This window comes from Arthrobacter pigmenti (assembly GCF_011927905.1).
Lineage (GTDB): Bacteria > Actinomycetota > Actinomycetes > Actinomycetales > Micrococcaceae > Arthrobacter_D > Arthrobacter_D pigmenti.
Genome location: NZ_JAATJL010000001.1, coordinates 531,469 through 556,586, shown reverse-complemented (window position 1 = coordinate 556,586; position 25,118 = coordinate 531,469). Strand labels below are relative to the sequence as shown.

The 25,118-nt window shown below is 61.6% G+C and carries 19 protein-coding genes and 1 pseudogene; 9 read left to right on the top strand and 11 right to left on the bottom strand.

Features of this window, described 5'->3' with window-relative positions; translation table 11 throughout:
• Nucleotides 1–54 precede the first annotated feature (54 nt).
• The 3 genes and pseudogenes from BJ994_RS02710 to BJ994_RS02700 all read right to left on the bottom strand — a co-directional run.
• Nucleotides 55–2,454 (bottom strand): P-loop NTPase, encoded by a 2,400-nt coding sequence (locus tag BJ994_RS02710; RefSeq protein ID WP_209066504.1) that lies wholly within the window; start codon nucleotides 2,452–2,454, stop codon nucleotides 55–57.
• A 143-nt stretch (nucleotides 2,455–2,597) separates the two neighbouring features.
• Nucleotides 2,598–3,452: a Gfo/Idh/MocA family protein gene (locus tag BJ994_RS02705; protein WP_342450252.1), complete on the bottom strand. Its 855-nt coding sequence runs from the start codon at nucleotides 3,450–3,452 to the stop codon at nucleotides 2,598–2,600.
• Nucleotides 3,453–3,590: 138 nt separating this feature from the next.
• Nucleotides 3,591–3,749, bottom strand: a pseudogene (locus tag BJ994_RS02700) (ThuA domain-containing protein); the annotation flags it as partial.
• Between the two features lie 192 nt (nucleotides 3,750–3,941).
• On the opposite strand from BJ994_RS02700, the gene BJ994_RS02695 reads away from it, so the two are divergent.
• Nucleotides 3,942–4,550, top strand: coding sequence for a uracil-DNA glycosylase (locus BJ994_RS02695; RefSeq protein ID WP_167991220.1), 609 nt, complete (start codon nucleotides 3,942–3,944; stop codon nucleotides 4,548–4,550).
• 51 nt (nucleotides 4,551–4,601) lie between these two features.
• Here BJ994_RS02695 and BJ994_RS02690 read toward each other — a convergent pair whose 3' ends face one another.
• The 3 genes from BJ994_RS02690 to BJ994_RS02680 form a co-directional block, all read right to left on the bottom strand.
• The gene (locus tag BJ994_RS02690) at nucleotides 4,602–5,279 is read right to left on the bottom strand and encodes a response regulator (protein ID WP_167991217.1); all 678 of its coding nucleotides are present in this window, start codon (nucleotides 5,277–5,279) and stop codon (nucleotides 4,602–4,604) included.
• Nucleotides 5,276–6,532, bottom strand: coding sequence for a histidine kinase (locus tag BJ994_RS02685; RefSeq protein WP_167991215.1), 1,257 nt, complete (start codon nucleotides 6,530–6,532; stop codon nucleotides 5,276–5,278). The genes BJ994_RS02690 and BJ994_RS02685 overlap by 4 nt, the downstream gene beginning before the upstream one ends.
• Nucleotides 6,533–6,691: 159 nt before the next feature.
• On the bottom strand, nucleotides 6,692–7,705 hold the full coding sequence (locus BJ994_RS02680) for a Fic family protein (RefSeq protein WP_245192231.1): 1,014 nt from the start codon (nucleotides 7,703–7,705) through the stop codon (nucleotides 6,692–6,694).
• Nucleotides 7,706–8,390: 685 nt separating this feature from the next.
• Between BJ994_RS02680 and BJ994_RS02675 the strand changes: the two genes are divergently transcribed.
• Nucleotides 8,391–9,650, top strand: a complete 1,260-nt coding sequence (locus BJ994_RS02675; RefSeq protein ID WP_167991210.1) for an ATP-binding protein — start codon at nucleotides 8,391–8,393, stop codon at nucleotides 9,648–9,650.
• 122 nt (nucleotides 9,651–9,772) lie between these two features.
• Nucleotides 9,773–10,498: a GAP family protein gene (locus tag BJ994_RS02670; protein ID WP_167991208.1), complete on the top strand. Its 726-nt coding sequence runs from the start codon at nucleotides 9,773–9,775 to the stop codon at nucleotides 10,496–10,498.
• A gap of 300 nt (nucleotides 10,499–10,798) precedes the next feature.
• Here BJ994_RS02670 and BJ994_RS02665 read toward each other — a convergent pair whose 3' ends face one another.
• Nucleotides 10,799–12,001, bottom strand: coding sequence for an ATP-binding protein (locus BJ994_RS02665; protein ID WP_342450435.1), 1,203 nt, complete (start codon nucleotides 11,999–12,001; stop codon nucleotides 10,799–10,801).
• 233 nt (nucleotides 12,002–12,234) lie between these two features.
• Here BJ994_RS02665 and BJ994_RS02660 point away from each other — a divergent pair, with 233 nt between their 5' ends.
• Complete coding sequence (locus tag BJ994_RS02660) at nucleotides 12,235–12,591, top strand: hypothetical protein (protein WP_167991203.1); 357 nt, start codon at nucleotides 12,235–12,237, stop codon at nucleotides 12,589–12,591.
• Here BJ994_RS02660 and BJ994_RS02655 read toward each other — a convergent pair.
• The 4 genes from BJ994_RS02655 to BJ994_RS02640 form a co-directional block, all read right to left on the bottom strand.
• Nucleotides 12,588–13,952, bottom strand: coding sequence for an MFS transporter (locus BJ994_RS02655; protein WP_167991200.1), 1,365 nt, complete (start codon nucleotides 13,950–13,952; stop codon nucleotides 12,588–12,590). The two genes, BJ994_RS02660 and BJ994_RS02655, sit on opposite strands and share 4 nt — an antisense overlap.
• A gap of 110 nt (nucleotides 13,953–14,062) precedes the next feature.
• Complete coding sequence (locus BJ994_RS02650; RefSeq protein ID WP_245192230.1) at nucleotides 14,063–16,930, bottom strand: DEAD/DEAH box helicase; 2,868 nt, start codon at nucleotides 16,928–16,930, stop codon at nucleotides 14,063–14,065.
• Between the two features lie 601 nt (nucleotides 16,931–17,531).
• Nucleotides 17,532–17,720, bottom strand: a complete 189-nt coding sequence (locus tag BJ994_RS02645) for a hypothetical protein (RefSeq protein ID WP_167990068.1) — start codon at nucleotides 17,718–17,720, stop codon at nucleotides 17,532–17,534.
• Nucleotides 17,698–18,237 (bottom strand): hypothetical protein, encoded by a 540-nt coding sequence (locus BJ994_RS02640; protein ID WP_167991194.1) that lies wholly within the window; start codon nucleotides 18,235–18,237, stop codon nucleotides 17,698–17,700. Before BJ994_RS02640 ends, BJ994_RS02645 begins: the two co-directional genes overlap by 23 nt.
• 141 nt (nucleotides 18,238–18,378) lie before the next feature.
• On the opposite strand from BJ994_RS02640, the gene BJ994_RS02635 reads away from it, so the two are divergent.
• The 5 genes from BJ994_RS02635 to map all read left to right on the top strand — a co-directional run bounded on the left by BJ994_RS02635 (nucleotide 18,379) and on the right by map (nucleotide 25,096).
• Entirely contained in the window at nucleotides 18,379–19,083 is a 705-nt protein-coding gene (locus BJ994_RS02635; protein WP_167991192.1) for an HAD family hydrolase, read from the top strand.
• On the top strand, nucleotides 19,080–19,829 hold the full coding sequence (locus tag BJ994_RS02630) for a maleylpyruvate isomerase family mycothiol-dependent enzyme (RefSeq protein WP_167991190.1): 750 nt from the start codon (nucleotides 19,080–19,082) through the stop codon (nucleotides 19,827–19,829). The genes BJ994_RS02635 and BJ994_RS02630 overlap by 4 nt, the downstream gene beginning before the upstream one ends.
• Before the next feature lie 140 nt (nucleotides 19,830–19,969).
• Complete coding sequence (locus BJ994_RS02625) at nucleotides 19,970–20,671, top strand: endonuclease/exonuclease/phosphatase family protein (RefSeq protein WP_167995805.1); 702 nt, start codon at nucleotides 19,970–19,972, stop codon at nucleotides 20,669–20,671.
• A 72-nt stretch (nucleotides 20,672–20,743) separates the two neighbouring features.
• Nucleotides 20,744–24,280, top strand: coding sequence for a TM0106 family RecB-like putative nuclease (locus tag BJ994_RS02620; protein ID WP_167991187.1), 3,537 nt, complete (start codon nucleotides 20,744–20,746; stop codon nucleotides 24,278–24,280).
• A gap of 51 nt (nucleotides 24,281–24,331) precedes the next feature.
• Nucleotides 24,332–25,096 carry a type I methionyl aminopeptidase gene (gene map / locus BJ994_RS02615; RefSeq protein WP_167991184.1) on the top strand — a complete coding sequence of 255 codons (765 nt, stop codon included), beginning with the start codon at nucleotides 24,332–24,334 and terminating at the stop codon, nucleotides 25,094–25,096.
• The last annotated feature ends 22 nt before the right edge of the window (nucleotides 25,097–25,118 follow it).

Here is a 25,118-nt window from a genome sequence, read left to right as displayed (position 1 = left end):
TCTGATCTTCAACACGCTTTCGTCTTGCAATATCGGGCTGCATTATTTGAGCACTTATACCGTAACGCCTTCCGCGGAGTCCGTGTTGAGCAGACGGGCGTTTAGGAAACCTGGATCTCCCCAATGCTCCGGGGCATCTTTAGCTGCTACCCACCGAAGGAACTCGGTCTCAAGCGCCATTACTTCCTCAGCGTGAATTGTCTGTCCAATACGTCCCAAGCTATACGCAGTTCTGATTTGTTTGACAATATCTTGCTCAAGATCTTCGAGTACAGTCACACCATTAGTCCGATCGGACTGGATGTAGCGAAGGTATGCTCTCATCGAACGCTTCAATCCAAGTAAGGTCGGAAGTGAATTGGAAGGAGATAGACTCAGCGCCTTATTTAATCCTTCGTGACCGATATCGTAAAGTTTCCAGAAATCATCCGAACCTATAGGAAACTCCTCATAAGCCCGGATCAAACTTATATCCGCATACGTTGTGAGCCGCCAGCTATCTCGCGGAGCTATATCACACGCTTTGGCAGCGTATGACATAGCTTGGGTGTAGTTTTCTAACGTTACATGTGCCCGAGCTCGTTGTTCCCAAAAGCGCGCGTCTTCTTCATACTTCGGTTGCAGTTTTTCATAGAAGCCGCTGAGATAATGGGAACCTAGCACATGTCGCACGATTCCATGACGCATTAGCGTCTTTATCAGAAGATATGCTTCGGAACGCTGCTGCCGTGATTTCGTACCGGCATAGACGGATATAGAAGTCAAGAAATCCACCCATGATTCGAAAAAGCCATCCTTCAGGTGTCCCGGGTATAAATCTTGGGGGGTTAACGCGCGAAATCTCATTCTGAGGAAGGTCCCTCTGACTTGCAGAAAAGAGCCAAGCGAGCCGGCTCGCAACTCCCGATTGAGAGTTCTCGAGTCGACGCCTGCCGCTGACGCGTAGCTAAGAGGAAACCCCCGGCCCTGAGAGCTCAGAGCGGCTATGAGACCCACCAGGGCGCGAACCCGCCCCTCGGGAAGATTCTGAAGTTCTTTGTAGACTCGGGTACGAAATCCTGCACCATACTCCGCCTGACTAAGTCCGTCAAATATCTCTCGCTTGAAGAACACATCGACTCGCTCCCCAGCGTCAAGACCTCGGATTAAACCAAAGCGTCCGACCTTCTCAATCTTGGCGACCACTGCTCGTGCATCCCTCTGATTGAGCGGCCAGGAGTCCCAACGCGCATTGGGAACATGAAACTCCATCCCGTAAATCATGTCGAACTGATTCTGAATGGCCGGCCTTCTCGACGCGAGATCTGCCGCTAGTACGACGCAGGTGATTTTCTTGGACGCACACTCCTGCATCAATTGCGAGACGTCATCGGCGAAATCCGCTATACCGTCGAAGATGAGAGCCGCTTTGCTACGGGTTGCGAGGAATTCTGCGACCACCTGCGGGTCAGGTCGGTACGAGGACCGAAACCAGAAGACATCTATACCTCGGTCTATCAACAGTTTGGATACTTGAAGCAGTGTGACGGTCCTCCCAGCCAGCCGCTTGGAGTGTAAGAAGTGCGCCCTCTGACGCTTGTTCTTAATGTCATCAGCAACGACCTGTGCAAGCGAGGGATACCAGGAAAGCTCTACCGCCTTATCCCGTACGATATCTACCCACTCCGGCTCGTCGCCAGCGTAAAAGTCTCGATCAGTATCTCGGTCTAAGAACGCTCCCTCCGCTCCCAAAAGTTCAAATTGTTGCACCATCGCCGCAACGACTTCAGCAGGGGCGCCTTGCTGGTACCAGCTGAATCTCGCGCTCTTCCGTGCTTCCCGTGTCAGTTCCTCAACCTCAGCGAAAAAGTCCTCCGCAGTGCATTCAATGGGAATCAAATTCGCTAGGTCTAGAAGCTCGCGGGTCTCGGGTTCGATCGTTCGGGACACGTAGAGGGAGAAAACATTGGGAGAGGCAGGACGAGCTTGAAGCGCTTCCGTAAGGTCGAACTCTTGAAATAGACCAGCTCCGACGGCGATGAACGGGCTTTGACCCCATTCATCGAAGAACTTCCGATGCCAACCGTGTTCTTTCTTCGTTGCCTCTGCGTACTGGCTGATGCTGAAAATCATTTGGTTGCTTGCATCGCATCTCGACCAACCATGCAAGTGAATTACCTGCAGCCCATCGAATTCTTGTAGAGGATGATGCCACGTGTACGACTTAGTCCGGTGTTGCTCCCAACCGTTGTGTTGGTCTATGGCCTGTTCGACTACGTCGTCGATGTTCAGCGACCAAATTCGCTTCCAGGCACAATCGAGAGCGTCCTCCCACCAGAAGGCCGGTTTGCACTCTGTGAAACGATCCTTCAAATATGCTTCGAGTTCAGCGGGGGATCGCCGCTGCGCTATCTCATAAGCTGACGTGATCCGGCTCTGGACCGATGAGGACAACGAGTTGAGCTCCTGCGTCATATGGGAAGCAAGTGGTAGCAGCTCACCATTCCGGCTCTTCGAGTCCCTACTTGCACCAGCGCCTAGGAGGAGCTGATACTTACCAGTCTTCAGAAATTCCAGGACCTCCGGCCGCTGCTTGTCTGGTACTTGATCGAGAAAGCTCATGACTCGCTCCTAGCCCGCGCCGTCCACGCCCTTTGCAGCCCACCCACCCGATGTGGATCAAGAGTGAACATTACTGGTATCCATGGCCGTATCGCCAGCATCGTCGTAGACGGCCCAGGCCAGCCACAAGAAGGCTGATGCGACACAGCCGAAACCGAAGCAGCACCGGACAGCAACTCCGCAACCGGCTCCCACGCTGCAGAAGCACCGGCACCGTTCATCCGCCACGACCCGTTCCACGGCGTCTCCAGCCCGTCCGCACACCAACTTCCCGTATACACGTACCGGGTGCCGCCGCTCATCTGGAACACCGCGGTGGCGGCAGCAGCGCCGTCGTACCAGCTCCACGACGGATTGAACTCGTCGCAATACACCGACACCGGATCCTGATCCAGCAGGAACCACACCGCATCAAACTGGTGAATCGCCATATCCACCAGCAGCACATGCGCCATCTCCTCCCGAAATCCACCAACGTGCGGGGCCTTGAAGAACTCCGTCGTCACCACGCCGATGTCGCCCAGCTCGGCAGTGAGCGCCTTCAGCTGCGTCAGCCCCTGGAAATACCGGCGCGACTGGCTGATCATCAGCAACTGGCCGCTCACCTCCGCCGCAGCGGCCAGCGACAACCCCTCCGCCACCGTCGGCGCCACCGGCTTCTCACACAGCACCGGCAGCCCGACGAACATTGCCTCCACATTCACCGGATGATGCGCCGCCGATACCGTCACGTTCACGACGGCGCGCGTCCCAGAAGCAGCCGCAACCTCCGACACCGAAGTACCCGAAGCGACGTCCCGCAGGCCGAACTCCTCGACCGCGGCTTGCGCGGCACTCAGGTTGAGGTCCACGAGACCGACCAATCGACGTCGTCGTTCGCTTGAAAGGTCCTAATCCAGGCCTTGTCCATCCCGCCGGCACCCACCCGCACCACGCGTAGCGGACCGGCGGTTTCAACGGTCTGAAGGTGATCAATTGCTCATCGCTCCCTAGAAGGCGTGGCCGGTGTAGAAGTCCTCAGTCTCGTAGCGCAGCAGCACCGGGCCGGTGCGCTCCGGCCGCAGGGTCTTGGCACACTCAACGCTGTTGGCGATCACGCGGCGCACGTCCTTGTGGTGATAGACCGGGTAGTCCTGGTCGCCCGGGCTGAGAGAAGTTCATCCCTGACAGCCGCGGCCATCAACTGCTGGAGGGACGCACTAGATTTATTACCAGCCCTGAAGCCAATCCTGATTGTAGTTTCGCCGAAGAAGTTCTTCTCGCCAGGAAGTTGACCAACAATGAACATTCCCTTGAACGAATCGTGGCCAGATAGCCCGCGAGGCCACAAGGACCCAGCGATGGTGCAACGAAAACGACAACTAATCAACGCCCCACACGTGGGTCCACTCAACGACTGGGTGCGCAGTGTGAGCGTCGAGCGCGGCCGAAGCATTCGAGACTCTGAGTCGGTCACGCCATGGTTCGACCCAAGCATGGCCGGCGTCAACACCAAGGTGCTGGTCCTTCTTGAGGCGCCCGGTAGACGAGCAACGGCCTCTCGCGGATCGGGCTTTGTGTCCATCGACAATAACGACGGAACGGCAGCGAATCTCTTCACGCTGTTTCAAGAGTCTGGGCTGCAACGCGCAGACGTAGCACTTTGGAATATTGTGCCGTGGTACCTCCCGGCTGGCCAGAAGACAAAGCCCACGAAGCGGTCGGACGTGCTAGAGGCGCAACCCTTCGTGGAACAGCTCATTCCGCTATTTTCCCAACTACGGATTGTGGTCACCATGGGCAAGATGGCCGGTGCGGGTTGGTCCACACTCTGCCAAGGGTCTTCGATGATTTCGAATCTAAGCTGGCGCGCCGTTCCTCACCCGAGCGCGACTAATCTGAATGTGAACCCGAGCTTTCGAGAAGACATCCGCAACGCTTTTATGGACGCATCAGCGCAAATCGGTTGAGATTCCGGGCCTCTTCATCTCACGACATCCGAGCGCTTCCACGCCGACGACCTACAGCAGCCGCTCTTCCCGCGCGATGATCGCCGCCTGCGTGCGGGAGGCACAGCCGAGTTTTGTTAGCACCCGGGAGACGTGCGTCTTGGTTGTCCCCGAGGAGATGCTCAGCCGCGCCGAGATCTGGCTGTTGGAAAGCCCCTCGGCAATGAGGGCCAGCACCTCTGCCTCGCGCTGCGTCAGCTCATCGCCAGGAACGCCAACCGGCACCCGTAGCTCAGGACGCGAAGCCTCCACGCGCTTTCGATCCAGCGCAACAAACTCACGAAGCAAACGCCGCGTCGCCTCCGGAGCTAAAACTGCGTCCCCGGCAGCCCGCCGCACCGCATCAACCAACGCCGGCGGCTCAACCGTCTTCAACAGGAACCCTGCCGCACCGGCACGCAACGCCCCGAAAATGTACTCGTCAACATCGAAGGTGGTCAGCACCAGCACCTGAGCCCACGCCGCCGCCGTCACCTCCCGCGTTGCAGCGATGCCGTCCACTCCCGGCATCCGTACATCCATCAGCACGACATCCGGCCGTAGAACAGCAGCATTCTGCACGGCGGCAGCTCCATCGGCGGCCTCCCCCACTACCTCAATCCCCGGAGCCGACTGCAGGATGAACCGCAGACCGGCCCGAATCGAGGAATGGTCGTCCGCGATGAGCACGCGCACCAAAGAGTCGTTCACAGTCCCACACCCACTGAACGGTCCAAACCGACGCGACTCAACCCGGAAATCGGCAGCAAAACCCGCACCGTCCACCACCCACCCTCGGCCTGCACGCTGAGGCTTCCGCCAACAGCTCGCGCCCGCTCCTCCATGGTGGACAAGCCCATTCCCATGCCGGGAACGGCAGAGAGGGTTCCAGGACCTAGGAGATTAGACACCTCCACCACCACAGAGCCCTCACCATCCCGGACGGTCACCGACACGTCGCAGCCCGGTGCGTGCTTCACCGCATTGGTCAACGCCTCCTGCACAATCCGGTAGCCGGCCAGATCCACGGCATCCGGCAACCGCGGATCGGATCGCTCATCCCTCACAACGACGGCGCTTCCGTTGAACCGCGCCGTCTGTACCAGCGCGTCAAGGCCGGACAGCCGCGGTAGCGAGCTGGCGCCGTCGTCGTTCGCGTCCTCCAAAGAGCCAGAAGGCGCACGCAGCAGGGAAATCATGGCGCGCATGTCCTCCATCGATTCGAGGGCGGAGCGGCGCACCAGCGTGAGCGCGGCGCGGTCCTTGCCCTCCTCCGCCGGGGTAGCGAGCGCACCGCCGGAATGCAGGGCGATGGCCGAAAGGTGGGAGGCGACGACGTCGTGAAGGTCGCGGGCCAGGGCGTCGCGTTCGGCGCGCACGGCCCGCTGACGGTCGGCTTCGGCAAGGCGCTCCACGGCGTCGGCGCGGGCGGCGGCGGTTTCGGCGAGCTCGGACTTGCGGCGGACATCGTTCGCCCACCACAACGGGCTGAGGAAAAGCGCGGCCTGCTGCAGGGCAGTGAGCACCGTCCACTGCAGGTTCCCGGAATCGACCAGTTGCACCGCAGTGGGCACGATGACCAGCACCGACCCAACACCCCACAGCACACGACGGGTACGCGCCCCGGAATACAGCGCCGCGCTGTACAGAAGGTCGAACAACGGAAGGAGCATGGCCACACTGCCGCCCAGCGCAAGGTCCCAGCCGAACATCCCCGCCCCCACCAGGAGCGCCGGCACGGGCGCCGCACGCTTGAACACCACCGCAACCGAGGCGATGAGCACCGGGGCAATATGCCACCAACGATCGACGTCGGACGCCAGGGACGCGAATCCTGTTCCACCCCATAGCCCGGTCAGCCCTAACGCGATCAACGCGAGCGCCACGGCGAAAGTAAGGGCAGCGATCCGAATATCGTGACGCAGTTCCTGGGGAGCCAGCCGCCGGATCAGGGATTCTCGCACCCCTCGATTGCACCACACAGCGCCCGCCGAGGAGTCAGCCAAAAGGTGTACGCGCGGTAGCGTATGCCAACATGGGCCTTCGCGATCTACCGTGCCGGCCACGGGGACTACGAAGACTCAGCGCTGCCATAAGAGCTGGGAATATCACCTCATCTTCGGTTAGTGACGCTGGCGGCGTCCGGCGCGTGCAGCGAAGTCGTCCAGCGCATCAATGATGTCCGTCGCAATGTAGACCGCCATCCCCTTCACCTTGCCCGCCGGCTTCAGCACCTCCGCATCCAGCAGCACCTCCATAGCGCGGTACACCGCTGATTCTGAGGCGTCTGTACGATGCTTGAGCATCTGCGCGGTGATTGCTGGTTCGCTCGTGAGGAAGTCGACGACGTCGTGGGCAACCTTGGATTTCGAATGCATGACGCGGCCCTTGTACTCGTTTCGTGCCTCCTCAATCTCGGCACCGAGTTGCCGGCCGTTGTCGATCGCACGGAACGTGGACTCAGCGAAGAGCTCTACGATCGGTTGGATGTCGCCTTCGCGGTACGCAGTCAGCGACTCAAAGTAGGTTGCGGTGTCGGTGAGGAGCCCCGAGGATACGGGTATGGTGACCCTCTCCGTCACATTCTTGTTTCGCAGGATTGACCCAACAATGGCTCTGCCTGTGCGGCCGTTGCCGTCGGCGAACGGCCGGATGGTTTCGAACTGGGCATGGGCGATCGCTGATTGTGTCAGCGCTGGGACGTCGTCGCGCTGCATGAATTCAGCCAAGTCTTCGAGGGCCGCTGTCACCCGCTCGTGATGCGGAGGCACGAAGTCCGCGGTGTGCGGCGAGCTGCCGTGGATCCACACCTGCGATTCCCGGATCTGTCCTGCAATATCGGGCTCGGACTCAAGCATCAGCGCCCGGTGCATTTCCCGGATGTTCTGCACCGACAGGTCATCGGAGAGATCCAGCGCTGCCTTCATGGCGGCGACGTTGGACATGATGAGGCGCGCATTCCCGCTGGAGGTGTCACCCAGTCCAGCCAGAGCGATCTTCCGCGACCCTGCGGTGAGGTTCTCGATCTGCGAGCTTGCCGCTGACTCACTGCGGAGCAGGAGGTTCGCAAACGGTGCCGTTCCGGCGCCCATCTCGGCGTCAAACCGCACCATCTCAACGATGGCCTGCTCGGCCATGGCATGGGTTCGAGAACCCAGGTGGGGAGTGCAATCAGCGATGGGTTCGAGCACCGCCGCCTGGTACGGACCTCTCGCGCGCAGACGCTGCCTGCGTGAAATGCCCGAATCGCTGTCCGCTTTCCAGGGACGCTCTTCGTAGGTTACCGGTGGCCACGGATCCGCTGACGTAGGAACGGTCCCTGTTTCTGACGCAACGCGCTGCGCGTACCTTCCACCGGTGGGAACTCCTGATCTCTCACGCGGTTGTTCCAATGGCTCTCCTCAAATGGGAATCTACAGGACCAATACTCCCACTTGGAATAGTTAGTGGGAATACTTCGCTCCTCAATTCCCACTTCGCGCAGTTGTCGTCGGTAGCCACTCCCCGATTCCCACTTCAAGGCCTGCAACTTTGACCAGTGACCTTCGCTGCATCAGCACCTCTTCGGCAGACTGCGTCCGCGGCAGCGGCGCGTGCTGCGTAGCGTCGTCGGCATGGAATTCTGGCGGTGGAACCGGTGAAAGCGACCACGCGTACCAGCGGTTGGTGACGAAACGCTTCCCCAGGCCAGCACGGCGTCTCAATTGGATAGTGAGCATGCTGCCAACAGCCAAGTTGAGTAGCTGCTATCGGGATACTAGAGTATCTGCTAATGGGATACTAGAGTATCTGCTAATGGGATACTAAAGCATTGGAGACGCAATGGCATCGTACGTAGAACGGGTTGTGGACAAGGAATTGGATGAACTTTTCCCGACGCTGAGCGCCATTGCCCTCGATGGACCCAAGGGCGTCGGAAAAACAGCCACCGCAGCCCGGCGAGCAGCGTCAACGTTCTTTCTCGATTCGCCAGCCGAGCGGGAGCTGCTGCGGGCCGACCCTCGTGCCATACTCCGAGCGCATCCTCCCGTCCTTGTGGATGAATGGCAGTTTGAACCACCGTTATGGGACGTTGTGCGTCGGGCAGTGGACGACGGCGCCGCGCCAGCAAGTTTTCTGCTTACAGGCAGTGCAACGCCCAGACCGGGGACCGATACGCACAGCGGTGCCGGACGAATTGTTTCCCTGCGTATGCGCCCCTTGGCATTTTCGGAACGTCGGCTGGCTGAACCCACCGTTTCCCTGGCAGCCATGTTCAACAAAGACAGTGCAATCAGCGGCCGGTCCACTCTGGAATTGCCCGACTACGTCAGGGAGATACTTGCATCGGGTTTCCCCGGAATTCGCACGCTACCACCGCGAGCTCGTCGCCTCCAGCTTGCTGGCTACGTGGACCGGATTGTGGACAGGGACGTTCCTGAGCAGGGCTATGCCCTGCGGCGGCCGCAATCCCTCCGGCTTTGGCTTACAGCATATTCGGCGGCAACTTCAACGACGGCGTCGTACAGCCGGATTTTGGACGCCGCCACCACGGGGGATTCAGACAAGCCGTCGAAAGTGACTACTGCTACCTATCGAGACCTGCTCACGCGACTTTGGATCCTCGACCCGTTGCCTGCTTGGGTTCCGTCCCCAAACCCTTTCACCAGATTGGCTGTCATGCCGAAACACCAACTCGCCGACCCGGCACTTGCCGCCACCCTCACGGGGACCACCGAACAATCAATCGGCTCCACACGGGGTTTTGCAGGCGGCGGATGGCTAGGCCAGTTGTTCGAATCACTGGCAACGCTGTCCGTCCGGGTCCTCGCACAGGCAGCCGAAGCATCTGTAGGGCACTTTCGCACCCGCAACGGTGATCGGGAAGTGGACCTGGTGCTGGAACGGTACGACGGCAAGCTCGTAGCACTGGAAATAAAGCTCGCTGCAACAGTGAGCGACCGAGACGTCAATCACCTGCACTGGTTACGGAGTGTTTTGGGTGATCGCCTGGCGGATGCTGCCGTGCTCACCACCGGCCCGGCTGCCTATCGACGGGCCGATGGGATCGCTGTCATTCCCCTGAGCCTGCTTGGTCCCTAAACTCACCCTCGATTGCACCACACAGCGCCCGCCGAGGAGTCAGCCAAAAGGTGTACGCGTAGGTGCGGAATCGGCCTTTCGGCAGACTCCCTCTGCGGCGCGTGCCGCGTAGCGTCGTCGGCATGACGCTTACCCTCGCCGGAATCCTGGCGGTCCTTGCCCTGATCGACTCCACCAGCTTCGGCACCCTGGTGATTCCGCTGTGGCTGATGCTCGCGCCCGGCCGGCTGCGCGTAACGCGGATCCTGGTGTTCCTGCTGACGGTCTGCGTCTTCTACTTCGGCGTGGGCGTGGCGGTCTACTTCGGTGCCGAACTCGCCGTTGAACAGTTCGGAGACTTTTTCACCACCCGACCGGCAAAGATCGGCCTGCTCGCCGCAGGGTTGGGCCTGGTCGCGTGGAGCTTCTCACTCGAAGCGAAAGCCAAGCGTGAGAAGGCTTCGGGGGCGGCGCCGTCGGGCCGGTTCCCGCGGTGGCGGGCACGGGCGGTAGGGAACGACGACGGCGGCACGGCCACCGGCGGCACGCTCGCCCTGGTGGGACTCGCCCTCGCAGCGACCACCGTGGAGGTCGCAACGATGCTGCCTTACCTGGGGGCGATCGGGCTGATCACGACGTCGGAGATCGGGTGGCCCGTTTCCGGCGGTGTGCTCGCGGGGTACTGCCTGCTCATGGTGCTGCCAGCGGTGGTCCTGCTGGTGCTCCGGTTGGGGGCTGCGCGGCTGGTGGATCCGGTGCTGCGGAAACTGGACGGGTGGCTGGCGCGTAACTCGACCAACACGCTGTCCTGGCTGGTGGGGATCCTCGGGGTGGTTTTGGTCGTGAACATGTCCGGGGCGGTGCTGTAGGCGGCGCGCCCTACGAGCGCCGCTTCGGGCCGGCCATGGGGTGCAGTCGTGGCCACAACACCCACCTGTTGCTCACAGACGAAGGCAATAACCGATTCACGATCGGCAGCTTGAAGATCCTTAACTTGAACCTAGCGTTGAGCACGGTTTTCGCCCATTAGGCGGTGCCATGACTGTGCCACCCAATTCTCGGGATCATAGGCGGGCTGACGCTGCTGAACATCATCGTCACCGTGTTCTGGGGTTGATCGCGTACCCGAACTTGCGGGCGGTTCCCTGCGTCCAGAGGAGCCCAACCGACTACCCGCTTAGCGGCTCCCATAGTGCGGCAACGGGAAGCCCCCATAACTTCTCGGCGAATCGGTAACCACGTTGACCGGTGTTCAGGACCACTCCGCCGAGGAAACGGTCCCCAAGGTTGTCTCTCAGGAACTTGAGCCCCGTAAATTGCTTGGCGTTGAAAGAGGTGGACGACTTGACCTCTATACCTATGACTGAGCCGTCGTCCAGTTCGATGACAAGATCAACTTCCGCTCCCGTTCGATCGCGGAAATGGAACAGTCGAAATGGCTCGGACGTCCAGGTTTGCTGCTTCAGAAGCTCTGCCGTAACGAACCCCTCCAACAAGCCGCCTAGATGGTCAGCTGAAGAGACATCCTGCAATCGGGCGGCTGAGGCTCCGTTCAATCGTGCAGCCACTCCCGAGTCCGTGACCAGACTCTTGGGACGCCCAACCTCCCGCTTCGTCAGGTTGGGCGTCCATGGCTCAACCGTATGCACCAGATACAGCGACCCGAGCAGATCCAGATAAGCCGTGATCGATGTCGCTGGTAGGCCGGCCTGCTCTGCCAAGCGTGCTTTCACAAGCTCCCCGGACTGGTTCGCCGCAATCAATCTCAGCAGCGACTTCAATCGAGCGGGCTGGTATACGGTTCGGAGGTCGGTGGCGTCCCGTTCGATAACCCGCTGCAGGTAGCTGTCCACCCAAGTCGAATGCAATCGCCCGCTCAATTGGATCAAGCCAGGGTAAGAGCCTGCACAAATGCTGTCGACGGTTCGCCTTCGCTCCCAGTTCGTCGAAAAAGAGGCCGGCGCAGAGTCCTTCAACGACCCGACAAGAGTCCCCACGAGGTCATCTTTCCTGCCGTGCAGTTCACCGATGCTCAGCCCAAACAGATCGATTGACGCAGCCCGCCCGGCGAGACTGTCCTGTATGCCGCGATGGTGCAGCAAATTCGAGGAACCGGTCAATAGAAACCGTCCAGGTCTGCGATCCTCATCAACAGTGGCTTTGATCGCCAAAGTCAGGCTCGGCATCCGCTGGATTTCGTCGATGACCAGTGTCCCTTGCGGGTGCTGCTGAACGAAACCCGGTGCGTCTGCCTCTGCAGCCGCTCGCGTCTCCTCACTGTCGAGAGTCACTGTCCGAGACGGGGTGCCTGCCGTCACCATTTGGGCGAAAGTACTCTTACCCACCTGTCTGGCCCCTTGGACCAACAGCACCGGAAATGCGTTAAGGACGTCCTGGGCATACGAATGAACATTGCGGCGTATCAGGTCAGGCACACTACGAATCTAAGTGCTTCTTCGTAGATTCGCAACAAGAACTCGGTAGGTTTGCATATAACTTTTCGTAGATTCGCAACACTAAGTTCGTAGGTTTGCAGCAACCCTAACAAGCCCTGGCCGCGGTCACACTAATCACTAGTGCGTAGACAGATGCTTAAGCTATTCCAATGGAATTGCTCCGCAACCTGCTTCTCGTCCTGCACTTCGTTGGCCTGGCCGCGATCCTCGGCGGCGTGCTTGCCCAGATCCGCAGCATGCGCACCGGCGGCGCCGTGGTGACTCCCGGCATTCTTCACGGCAGCTGGCTGCAACTGGTCACCGGGCTCGGACTCGTCGGCGTCATCGAAGCAGGCGACCTCGCGGAAGTCGACAACCTCAAAATCGCGGTGAAGCTGCTGGTGATGGTCGCCGTCGTCGTACTGGCCTTTCTCAACCGAAAGAAGGACGCCGGGCCGTCCGTCATTCTGGGTGTTATTGGCGGACTGACGCTGCTGAACATCGTTGTGGCGGTGTTCTGGCGCTAGGCGCCGCGCGCCGGGGAACCTTCCAGGTCCTCGAGCGACTTGCTCCTGGTATCAGGCGACAGAAGCGTAGCCACCGCCGCGATCAGGCAGATGCCGAACGTGGTCAGCCCGATGACCATCGGAACATTCTCGGAACCGGGCGGGGCGATCGCTGTGAAGATGCTCGGGAAGAATGATGCGATCATGAGGCCGACGTTCTGCGACACCGCGAACCCGGTCACACGGATGCGCATCGGGAACTGCTCCTGGAAGAACGTGGCGAAGGTTGCGTTCCACATCTGGAAAAGGAGCCCCTGCACAATCACGACGCACACGAAGACCAGCAGCAGGCTCCTCTGCTCGATAGCCCACAGGTAACCGCCCGCAAGCAGACCACCGCCGAGCCCGCCGGCCACCATCAATGCGCGGCGGCCGATCTTGTCGGACAGTCCGCCGAATACCGGAATTGTCAGTACGGCGACCACGTTCGCCACCAGGGTTACCCAGAGGAAATCATCGCTTGAGTACCCGATGCCGTAGCCGTCCTGCGTCGCGTAGGACACCCCGAAGATGAGCGTCGCCATACCGATGACATTGGTGAAAGTCATGATGACGCAACGAAGCACCACCCATGGGTAGCTACGCAGCAGTTCGATCAGCGGGAACCGTCGCTTCGTCTCGCCGCTGTCGGCCTGTGCCTGGTATGCCGGAGGCTCCTGCACCCGCCTGCGAATGTAGTACCCGGCGAGGATCACGACAGCACTGAGCAGGAACGGGATGCGCCAGCCCCAGGTCTCGAACTGCTCATCGGGAAGGATGGCGGCGAGAGTAAGCAGAACGCCGGTAGCCAGGATGGAACCGACCTGCGTGCCCTGAAGGCTGAAACTCGCGAAGAAGCCGCGCCTGGCATCGGGGGAATGCTCAACAATCATCGCGCTGGCGCCGCCGAGTTCGCCCGCAACCGCGAACCCCTGGATCAGGCGGAGGACCACCAGCAACACAGGCGCGAGAAGGCCGACCTGCGCGTACGTCGGCAGGAGGCCGACGGCGAACGTCGCGAACCCCATGAGCAGCATCGCGAAGACGAGCACGTGCTTGCGCCCGTGCCGGTCTCCGTACGCACCGAGGACAACCGCGCCGATCGGACGTGCAACGTACCCCACGGCGTAGGTGGCGAGGGAGGCGATGATTCCGACGGTCGGATTCTCGGACGGGAAGAAGATTGCCGGGAAGATGAGGGTCGCGGCGAGCCCGTACAACGCGAAGTCGTAGTACTCGAGTGCGCTTCCGATCCAACCGCTCATCGCGGCTCTCCGCGGATCCCTCTGGCCGACGCCGGCCTCGCGGAGCGGACTGATTTCTCCGGTGGGCGTTCTACTCATTGCTAGTTTCCTTCGTCGCCATTGGCAAGGAGTCGGATCTGGTTCACTCCGACTGATTGAATCGATTCAGAAAAGCATAGATGTTTCCTCGGGGTCACGTCAAAGCCTCTCTACTCGAACAGGCTCCGCACATCGCTGGCCGTGAGAGCGGAGGAGAACATGGCGTCGTCGTCCATCACAGCGGTGAAGAGCTTGGCCTTCTTCTCCTTCAACGCCATCACCTTTTCTTCGATGGTGTCCTTTGCCACCAGCCGGTAGACCATCACGTTGCGCTTCTGACCGATCCTGTGCGCGCGGTCCACTGCCTGGTTTTCACTGGCCGGGTTCCACCAGGGATCCAGCAGGAAGCAGTAATCCGCTTCGGCAAGGTTGAGCCCGAATCCGCCGGCCTTGAGACTGATCAGGAACACCGGAGCCTGACCTGACTTGAACTTCTCAACCACCTGGGCGCGACGGCGGGTCTTGCCATCCAGGTACGCATACTCCACGCCTGCCGCCTCAAGCCGCTCGGCTGCTTTACCCAGGAAGCTTGTGAACTGACTGAAGATCAGCGCGCGATGTCCCTCAGCGACAATGTCTTCAAGCTGCTCGAACAAGGCATCCAGTTTGCTCGAAGGCACCGACGCGTACTTTTCATCGACCAGCGAAGCGTCCAGGCTCAGCCTGCGCAGCATCGTCAGGGAACGGAAAATCTCGAAGCGGTTCTTGTTCATATCGTCCAGCAGACCAAGCACCTTCTGGCGTTCGCGCTGCAGATGCCTTTGGTAGACGGTTCGGTGCCGCGGTGCCAACTCAAGCTCCAGCACCTGCTCCTGCTTCGGCGGCAGGTCCTTGGCGACCAGCTCTTTTGTCCGTCGGGTGATCAGGGGCCGGATTCTGCACCTCAGCTGCGCCAGCCGCTCTGCGTCGGAGTCCTTCTCAATTGGCCGCTGGTAGTACTCGGCGAATTTCCTGGAGCTCGGGAAGAGCCCCGGGGCAGCAATCGCGAAGAGCGACCACAGCTCCATCAGATTGTTCTCCATCGGGGTGCCGGTGATTGCAAGTTTGAATGGCGCGGGAAAGCTCCGGGCGTTTTGGCTGGCCCTGGTCAGCGGATTCTTGACGAACTGGGCCTCGTCCAGGATCAACCCCGCCCACTCCTGTGCGGAGTAGGCCTCGTAATCCAGCCGGAAGAGGGTGTAGGAGACAACGACGACGTCGTTCCCGCCCGCCAGCCCGGCCGGATCGGCGCCGCTACGACGCAGGGTATCCATCACGGCTCCCGTTCGCAGGTGTGGCGCGAACCGGTGCGCCTCGGCGGCCCAGTTCGGCACCACTGAGGTAGGAGCAACAACGAGGAACGGGCGGGTTTCGTGGCCCACTTCCCTGGTATGAGCGATCAGCGCCAGGGTCTGCAGTGTCTTCCCCAACCCCATATCATCGGCGAGAACGCCGCCCAGCCCATGCTCCCAAAGGAAGGCGAGCCAGCTGAAGCCTTCCAGTTGGTACGGACGCAGCACCGCGTCGATTCCGCCGGGCACGTCCCTGACGGGCACCTCGGAGAGCTCAAGTAGAGCACTCACCGATGCCCGCCATGACTCGGCCTGCTCCGTACTCGCCGCGAGTTCCGTGAAGTCCTCCCACAGGCCAGCCTGGAAGCGGCTGATCCGCAGTCCGTCGTCGTCCTTCTCCTGTAGTGACCGCGCTTCTTCGATGAGCTTTCGGAGTTGCTCGAACTCCGGTTGATTCAGCGCAAAGTATCCGCCGCCCGGCAACAGCAGATGTGGTTCGTCAAGGGCCAGCGCACGGAACAAGTCAACGAAAGGAACGTCAAAGCCGCCGAGGGACACGCTGACGCCAAGATCAAACCAGTCACGGTCCTCGGTCTCCGCAGTTCGCACCGAGACTTGCGGCCGGTCAGTTAACTCGGTGTAGTCCGGGACATCGTCGCTCTGCACCACGCGCACGAGCTGTTCGAGGGCGCCTAATGCCGGCACCAGTTCAGCGACAAAACGGGCGGCGGCCACGCCATGCAGTTCGATCGGCGCTGACCGGCCCGGGAAACCCTCGTCCGGCCTGGGAAACGCTTCGTACCAGACCGCACGGAAGCCATCAAGCAGTCCGGCCACTGCGGCCAGCGTTTCGGATTCTGCCGTTCGGTCGCGGTAGCCGGTGCCGTCGTCGAGCAGCGGGTGCGTCGTCGTCGTTCTACCGAACATGTATTCCCAGGACCAACTAAGCGTTATGTGTCCCTGCGGGCTGTCCTGCTTGTGTCGGGAACGCATCCCCGACGACGGCGGGGCAGGCGTGTAGGTGATGGTGAGCAACAGTGCGGGCGGCGCGATGTCGGGAAGTGCTACGGAGCCGTCGCGTGAGATGACGCTGATCCGATGACGAAGCTGCGGATAGTAATCGTCCAGGAACGCTTGGCGGCCGGCGTCGGGAATCTGCAGCGGCTCGCGCGCGGCGATCAAAGAACTGAGTGCTTCGTGGAGCGGACCCGTTGTGGGAGCAAGCGTAATGTGCCTACCGGTCAGAGAACGGCGCGCTTCCTCGTTGTTCCAGAAAAAGAGACCGTGCGCAGGCGATCCGATAACCCCGAGAGCAGTTGGATCAAGCGCCTCGCCGTCGATCTCGGCATAAGGGCTCAGACTCAGGCCGCTGCCATCAGAAACGACGTCCAGATGCACTGACACTGATTTGCAAAGGGTAACTGTCTGCACTTTGTCGGCCCCGAGCAGCTTCACTCCTGCTTGACGTGCCTGCGCAAGCAGGTCCCACAGCAGCGGGTTTTTGAAGTCACTCAGCTTCATCGTCTGATCGCGGCCGTAACCGTAGTTGTACCCTCGGCGGCCTATGAGAGTGAAGGTCCGCATCCAATCCCAGTGCGCTTCGTTGTAGCCGCTGGAGTGTCCGCCCTGGAAGATGTCCCATCGTAGCTGGCCCGCGATCCAGTTCCCACTGTCACTGAGCTGAAGCGGTTTAACATAAAGGCTCATCGAACGAGGATCAGACGGATCCTGACGCAACTCGAAATGCACTGCCAGTGGCACAGCGCGCCCCAGATAACGCGCGCCGTATCCGCTGGCAGAGTAGGATCTGCTGGAAACTGCCTTTGGCGCCCCCACCAGTGAGTCCAACTGCCGTCGCCAGGCGGGCGACTGCGGAGCGCGTGCGACGCGTTGCTTCGGAGCCTTTGTCCGGCTCTTGATTTGAGCGGCGGGCTTGGCTGGCTTCTCGACTTCGGGCGATTCCGCACCGTGTGTCAGGAGCAGCGCGGCGACATGCTTGCAGTTGCTGCGCATCGGGCAGGTACAGACACCATACGACGGGCCCGGGGTGAGCTCGGAAGTCGAGAACTTCACGGTTGTCCGGTAAGCGGAGCCGTGCGAACCCTGGACCTTCCCGCTCAACTCAGTGAATTTAGCGTTCCAGGCGAGGTCGTAAGCCGAACCTTTGCGAGCATATGTGCTGCCGCGCTTGAAACTGGATTCGCCAACCAGGCTGCGGATCTGTCCCGCGCTGGCGATGGGAGGAGCAGAGAAAGGCACCCGGGAAACGATACCAATGAAGATTAACGGGTATCGAGCGAAGCTGGAGTTATAGCTTCTCTTCGGCGAGCACATTAACCCATTCCGGCGTGGCACGTCCAAGCCGCTGATCCAGGACGACCCGAAGTTTGGCAGCCTCCACCTTCACCCGGCGCTCGGACCGGGTCAGCGGGGCAGCGCTCTGCTCGTGAGTTGCGTCTGCGGAACGTGTCCGATCAGCGTGTAGAGCCTCGCCCACGGTCGGTCTCCTCTGGTTCGTCTTGCTCTCCATTGTCCCCAATATGCTGATAACCGTCCACAGCATGCCCGTTCGCTTCTACCTCACGGCTGAATAGTGGTGGTTCGTAGGCGAACATCTCCTCATCGTCCTCGTCGAGCTCCTCCTGCCACGCTGCATCAAGCAGCATGATTTCTTCCTCCGTCAGCCACTCGGCCTGGCTGAGTACGCGGATCATGGCGATGCCGGCTGCCTGGCGTTCCGGGGTATCCGAGAAAGCGGAGTCGAGAGCCCATTGGACACGCTCCCACCACTGGTTCTTCTGATCGGCCAAAGCCCTTTGTTCCAGGTTCAATCGATCGGTCTCGACCTTCTGCTCCAGAGCCCGTCTGGAATGCCGCAGTGTCCTCCAGCCAATGAGGCCGGTGATTACCGCTGCCAGGAGGATGGCGAGCGGACCAAGTGACCCGACAACCTCCAACCAATCCGTCCCTACCAAGACACCGAGCGATGCCGAAAACACTCCCACCAAAACCATGCCCTCATCCTAGGAGCCGGGTCCCCCAAAAATGAGCTGCCCGCTTGGATGGGTGGCATAACTCGACACCGGCATTCCTTCTGGGACAAGGTTGGCGGTACACCAAAGTTGGAACATGCACCTTTTGATTTAGGCGGCACCATGGCAGAACAGCACGACGACGACGGCAAGCGCGGCGTCCTCTTCGACGTGGACGGAACCCTTGTCGACACCAACTACCTCCACGCTGTCGCCTGGTGGCAGACCTTCCGCCGCTTCGGACACGACGTTCCAATGTCCGCCATTCACCGGACCATCGGAATGGGTGGCACCACCCTGATCGAGCATCTCCTTGGTACCGACCGCGAGACCGGCCAGGACGATGCGATCAAGGACACCCACGCCGCCCTCTTCTCAGCCCAGTGGCCGTCGCTTCGCGCGTTCGACGGCGCCCGCGACTTACTGCTGCACTGCGCGGACTCAGGTCTCGCCGTCGTACTCGCGACTTCCGCCTCGGAGGAGGAATTGGCGGTCCTTCGCCAAGTGCTCGACGCCGAGGCCGCACTGATCGGCGCCACCAACGCCACCGACACCGGCATCAGCAAGCCCTCCCCCGACATTCTCGAGGCCGCCCTGGAAACCGCTGGACTGAAGCCGGACGAGGCCGTGTTCGTTGGCGACGCTGTGTGGGACGTGATCGCCGCGAACAAGCTCGGCATGCCCACTCTCGCCGTCACTACCGGCGGCACCAGCGAAGCAGAACTGCGCGACGCCGGCGCCGCGCGGGTTTACCGGGACGTACGCGAACTGCTCAACGCCATACGCGCCGGGGACGTCCCGGAACTGATCAAGGGAGCCCGCCAGTGAAGCCCGCCTACCCGTACGCCCTCCCCTACGTCCGCTACCGGCAGCTCATGGCGGAGGACTTCTCGCGCCTGCTCGAGCTGACACGGTCTGCCGACGGTCAGCTCACAGCTCAGGTTCCCGGGTGCCCGGACTGGGACATCGAGAAGCTCGTGCGGCACACTGCGATGGTCTACCTGCAGAAGGCCGAAACCATCCGCACCGGGGTCAAGCCGCAGGGCCGCTGGGTTCCGGAGGAGATCCTGCGGCTCGGGCCGGCGGAGATTCTTGAGACGTGCTTCGGGCGGCTCACCACCGAGTTCGATTCCCACGAACCCGCCGACGTCGCCGAATCCTGGGTGGTTGAGGACCAGACCGTGGGGTTCTGGATCCGCCGGCTGGCCCACGAGACCGCTATCCACCGCTACGACATCGAAGCCGCGCTCGGCCAGCCTCAGCCAATTGACGGCGACTTGGCGCTCGACGGAATCGATGAAGTACTGACGGTCATGCTCGGACGCGGAACGGATACCGGCGGGTCGAAGACGGGAACCGTTGTCCTCGAAAGCGAGGGCTTCGCCTGGACCGCCTACCTGCAGCAGGACGAGGTGACCATTACCGGTGAGGGAATCGACTCCCCCGACGCCCGCATAGCCGGCGAACCCAACACCCTCCTGCTCTGGCTGTGGGGCCGGGAACCCCTGCCCGATGACGCCGCAATCCAACCGGCAGCAGCAGAATTACGACGGCGGCTGGCCGCGGACACCTGACGCTATGGACAACATCCTGTCCACTAGGGGCTTTACCGAGCGGGATACTGCTCATTAGCAAGCCACCGGCGTCGGTCTTCCCGACCGGTGGTTAGACTGAACCTGCTTTCTGCCGCCCATGCATAAGGAGCACGGCCCTGATACGCACCATCAGCTACAACCTTCGCGAGCACAAGGCGAGCGGGGAGCTCGAGGCCCTCGTGCACGAGCACGAGGTTGACCTGCTGTGCCTGCAGGAGTGCGACGCCTCGGACCTGCCCGACGTCGTCGGCGGCTTACAGATGGCCACCGCCACCAAGGAAAACCGGCTGGGACTCGCGATGTATTACCGGCGGGACCGGTTCGACATGGTGCGGGCGGACTCGTTCTCGCTGAAGAAGTCGCTCCATGACAGGGTCCTTACGCCGGCGCATGAGCGGCTGATCGGCGTGAAGCTGCTGGACCTGGAGACGGACCACGAGCTGGTTGCCGGGTCCTTCCACGCGGCCCCGTTGACGGCGTCGAACTCCCTGCGCCGCAAGCAGATCGACGCAGCGCACGCCGAGTTGCTGGAAATGGGCACCGGCCAGGCGACCCTCATGGTCGGTGACTTCAACTACCCGTTCTTCACCCAGCGGCTCACAGAGCACATGAACGACGCCGGCTACGACCTCTCGCTCAGCGACCGCCGCACCTACACCCGTTACATGGTGTTCCGCGGACACTTCGACTTCGCCACCTCCCGCGGGCTGAAGATTCAGAAAGTGGAGACCCTGCCGCGCGGCGGCTCGGACCATTTGCCCATCCTGGTGCTCGCGGACTACCTCGCTCCGAACGATCAGCTGCCCACAGCGGACGAGTAAATCCGGTCTCTCCGGCGAATTGTCACCGGCACATGATTCGATGGTTCCAACGCGAAATCCACGGAAGGCGCCATGTTCCTGCTCGAATCGACAACCCCCAACGCCGAGCCTGATCTTGTCTTCTCCGCGACGGACCTGGTCAACGCCTCGGTGTGCGAGTACCGGACCCTGCGCGTCCTTGACGAGAAGCTGGGCCGCAGCACCAAACCAGAGTTCGACGTCGACGAGATGCTCGCGCGCACCGCCCAGCTTGGCGACGTCCACGAACGCAGAATCCTGGAGCGCTTCCTAGCCGAGCACGGCAAGTGGGATCCGGCGCGGGGAACGGGAGTGTACGACGTCGTGCCCGCCGCAGGCATGGAACGATCGCTCCTGCTTCAGAAGCATGCGGAGTCGGTTGAGGCGTTGCGTAGCGGCGCGGACGTTGTGTTCCAGGCGGCGTTCTTTGACGGGCAGTTCCATGGGCGGTCCGACTTCCTGGTGAAGGTCGACGGCGCGTACGCCGTCTGGGATACGAAGCTCGCCCGGCACGCGAAGGTGGGTGCGCTGCTGCAGCTCGCCGCCTACGGCGACCAGATGCTGAAGGCAGGGATTGAGCCGGCGCCGCTTGTGACGCTCGTGCTCGGGAACGAGCAGCACAGCGACCACCGGCTTGCGGACCTGCTGCCTGTATACCGCGAGCGCCGCGACCGGTTCCTTGCCCTGGTCGGGGGCCATAGGGCACAGCCGGATCCGGTGGTGTGGGATGGGAACTCTTATGTGGCCTGCGGCCGGTGCGAGTACTGCCAACTCATGGTCGAAGAGACCCGTGACCTGCTGCTGGTCGGGCGGATGAGCACCACTCGCCGGGCAAAACTGCATAAAGCCGGCATCTATACCATCGATGACCTCGCAGCCATGGACGTTCCTTCCGAGGACGAGAGCCTCGTTGCCCTCCGCGACCAGGCCCGGATGCAAACCGGCGTTGCCGAGGTCGACGGGAGCGTCGAGTATCGCGACAATCATGGCGACGCCGCCACACTGGCTTACCGGCTGCTTGAGGACAACAGCCTCGCGAATCTCCCCGAGCCCGACCACGGTGACATCTTCTTCGACTTCGAAGGCGATCCACTGTGGCAGGATCCACTGACCGGACGGTGGGGTATTGAGTACCTGTTCGGCGTGGTCGAAAACCCTCCTTCGCCGGGCGCCGAGCCGCCCTTCGTTCCGTTCTGGGCACACGACCGCGCGCAGGAACGCCAGGCGTTCGCGAGCTTCCTCGACTACGTCGCCGAGCGCCGTCGTCGTTATCCCAACCTGCACATCTACCATTACGCAGCCTACGAGAAGACGGCACTGCGGAACCTCTCTCTGATCCACTTGATCGGTGAGGAAGCGGTCGATACGCTCCTGCGCGACGGGGTGCTGGTGGACCTCTACGAGACCGTCCGTACGAGTCTGCGGATCTCCGACCGCTCCTACAGCATCAAGAAGCTTGAGCCGCTGTATATGGGTGACAACCTGCGGTCAGGGGACGTGACCGACGCCGGGGCCTCAGTCGTTGCGTACGCGCAGTTCTGCGAGGCGAGGGACAGCGGGAACGCTGAGAAAGCCGCCGAGATCCTCGCCGGGATCAGCGACTACAACCAGTACGACTGCCTCTCCACGCTCGAACTCCGGAACTGGCTGCTCGGGCTGGCGTCAGCACGGAACATCGCGCTCGCGCAGCCCCGGGAACCGAAGGTGGACAAGTCCGAACCTCCAACACCCGAGGAACAGTTGCTGCTGGACCACGTGACTTCATTGCCTACAAACCGTGCACTGACCAAAGATGAGCACGCAATCGCCATGGTCGCTGCGGCAGTGGGCTACCACCGGCGCGAGGACAAGCAGTATTGGTGGGAACACTTCGACCGCCTCGGATCCCCGCTGGACGACTGGTCTGACACCCGTGACGTGTTCGCCGTCCGGCGTGCAACCGTCCTCGAAGATTGGGCGAAACCGAACGCCCGCAGCAACCACGTGCGCGTACTGGATCTCTGCGGCATTGCGTCGGAAGGCTCGGAGTTCAAACCAGGCAGCACCTGGTTCCGGATGTACGGCGAACCGCTGCCGGAAGGCCTTGAACCGTTCGATGGGAAAGTCGGCGGCCGGGAGGGCTGGTTCGGCACCGAAGTCACCGACACCTACGCTGACCGCGACGGCGAACACCTCGTCATCCGCGAAAAGCTCAAGCGAGGGGGCGCGGCCTACGAGCAGACTCCTATGGCGCTCACCCCTGACCGGCCGATCTCCACCAAGTCCATTCGTGCCGCCCTCGCCGAGCTCGCTCAGCAGGTGGGTGCGTCGCTCCCTGGGCTGCCGAGGAATCCCGGGCTGGACATCCTCCGCCGGGCGAATCCCAACCTGACGGGCGGCGCCAGCCTTCCCGAACTGCTCGACCACGACTACGTTTCAGCGATCACCGCAGCAGTCCGGCTGCTGGACCGCTCCTACCTTGCCGTCCAGGGCCCTCCCGGCACGGGCAAAACCTATGTCGGCTCCCACGTCGTCGCCGCGCTGGTGGCGGCTGGTTGGAAGGTCGGCGTGGTGGCGCAATCGCATGCTGTCGTCGAGAACATGCTGAAGGCAGCCTTGAAAGCCGGTGTTCCGCCGCATCAGGTCGCCAAAAAGACAGACCATCCGGACGCCCCGTGGACATACAAGACCGACGACGACGTCGCCTCCCTCCTCGACGGTGCTGACGGCGTATTGGTGGGCGGCACCGCCTGGACGATGACGGGGAGCAAGGTTCCGCCGTCGTCGCTCGACCTGCTGGTAATCGATGAAGCCGGGCAGTTCTCGTTGGCGAACACGCTGGCGGTCTCGCGGGCTGCGAAGCGGCTGCTGCTGCTCGGCGATCCGCAGCAACTGCCTCAGGTGACGCAGGCAAACCATCCGGAGCCGGTCGATGAGTCCGCGCTGGGCTGGTTGTCGCAGGGTGAGGCCACGCTCCGACCTGAGCTAGGGTATTTCCTCGCGGACAGTTGGCGCATGCATCCCGAGCTGTGCCGCGTGGTGTCCCGGTTGGCCTATGACGACAAACTGGAATCCGCAGTGATCGCCACGAAGCGGGTGCTTGACGGTGTGCCCGCCGGCGTCGAGTGCGTTCTCGTCGATCACGCGGGGAACAAAAGCGCTTCCTCGGAGGAAGCGCTGGAGGTTGTCCGGCAGGTGCAGCGGCACGTGGGCCTTCTTTGGGACGATGCTTCCGCCGAGCCCCGTGCGCTCACCGATGCGGACGTGCTCGTGGTCGCTGCCTACAACGCTCAGGTGCAGATGATACGGCGGAAGCTCAAGGACGCTGGGCTTACCGGAACCCGGGTAGGGACGGTGGACAAGTTCCAGGGGCAGGAAGCGCCGGTGGTCATGGTGTCGATGGCTTGCTCGGCGGCGTCGGAAGCACCGCGCGGCATCCAGTTTCTGCTCAACCGCAACCGGATCAATGTGGCGATCTCGCGCGGGCAGTGGCGGGCGGTCATCGTCCGCTCCCCCGAGCTGACGCAGCACATGCCGGCGCGGCCCGAGCAGTTGGAGGAACTGGGGGCGTTCATCGGGCTGTGCTCAAGCAGCGAGGGAGCCCATGTTTAGGACCCCCGACGTTTGCCGGGATAGTTATTGGCCAGGTGGGAAGGAAACCCTGTGATCGAAATATTGAATGCGTCCGAACTTGAACGCGCAGCGGCCACGGGGAAGCTGGTCTCGACGATCCTGAAAACACTGAAGAACAGAGCCGGCGTCGGTACGAACCTGCTGGAGATTGACCAGTGGACATCCGATTTCATCCGCGAAGCCAGAGCACGGTCATGCTACGTCGACTACTCCCCCGCGTTCGGCCGGGGACCCTTCGGGCACTACATCTGCACCTCGGTCAACGACGCTGTGCTGCACGGTCGGCCGCACGACTACGCGCTCAAAGACGGGGACCTGCTCTCCCTTGATCTCGCGGTTTCGCTCGGCGGCGTCGTTGCGGATTCAGCGATGAGCTTTGTCGTCGGAAGCTCCTCGTCCTCCTCTGACCTCGCAATGATTGACGCCACTGAACGCGCACTTCAGGCGGGAATTGCAGCAGCCACTCCGGATGCCCGTATCGGGGACATTTCGCACGCGATCGGTTCGGTGCTGGCCGATGCGGGGTACCTCATCAATACCGAGTTCGGAGGCCATGGAGTTGGATCGACCATGCACCAGGACCCCCATATTCCGAACACCGGCCGCCCCGGACGCGGGTACCGCCTGCGTCCGGGGCTGCTGCTGGCTATCGAGCCGTGGGTGATGGCAGACACCGCCGAGCTCATCACCGACGCAGATGGCTGGACTTTGAAGAGCGCTACCGGTGCGCGGACCGCTCATAGCGAACACACCATCGCAATAACAAAGGACGGTCCGGTAATCCTCACCCAGTGAGGATTACCGGACCCCGACGGCG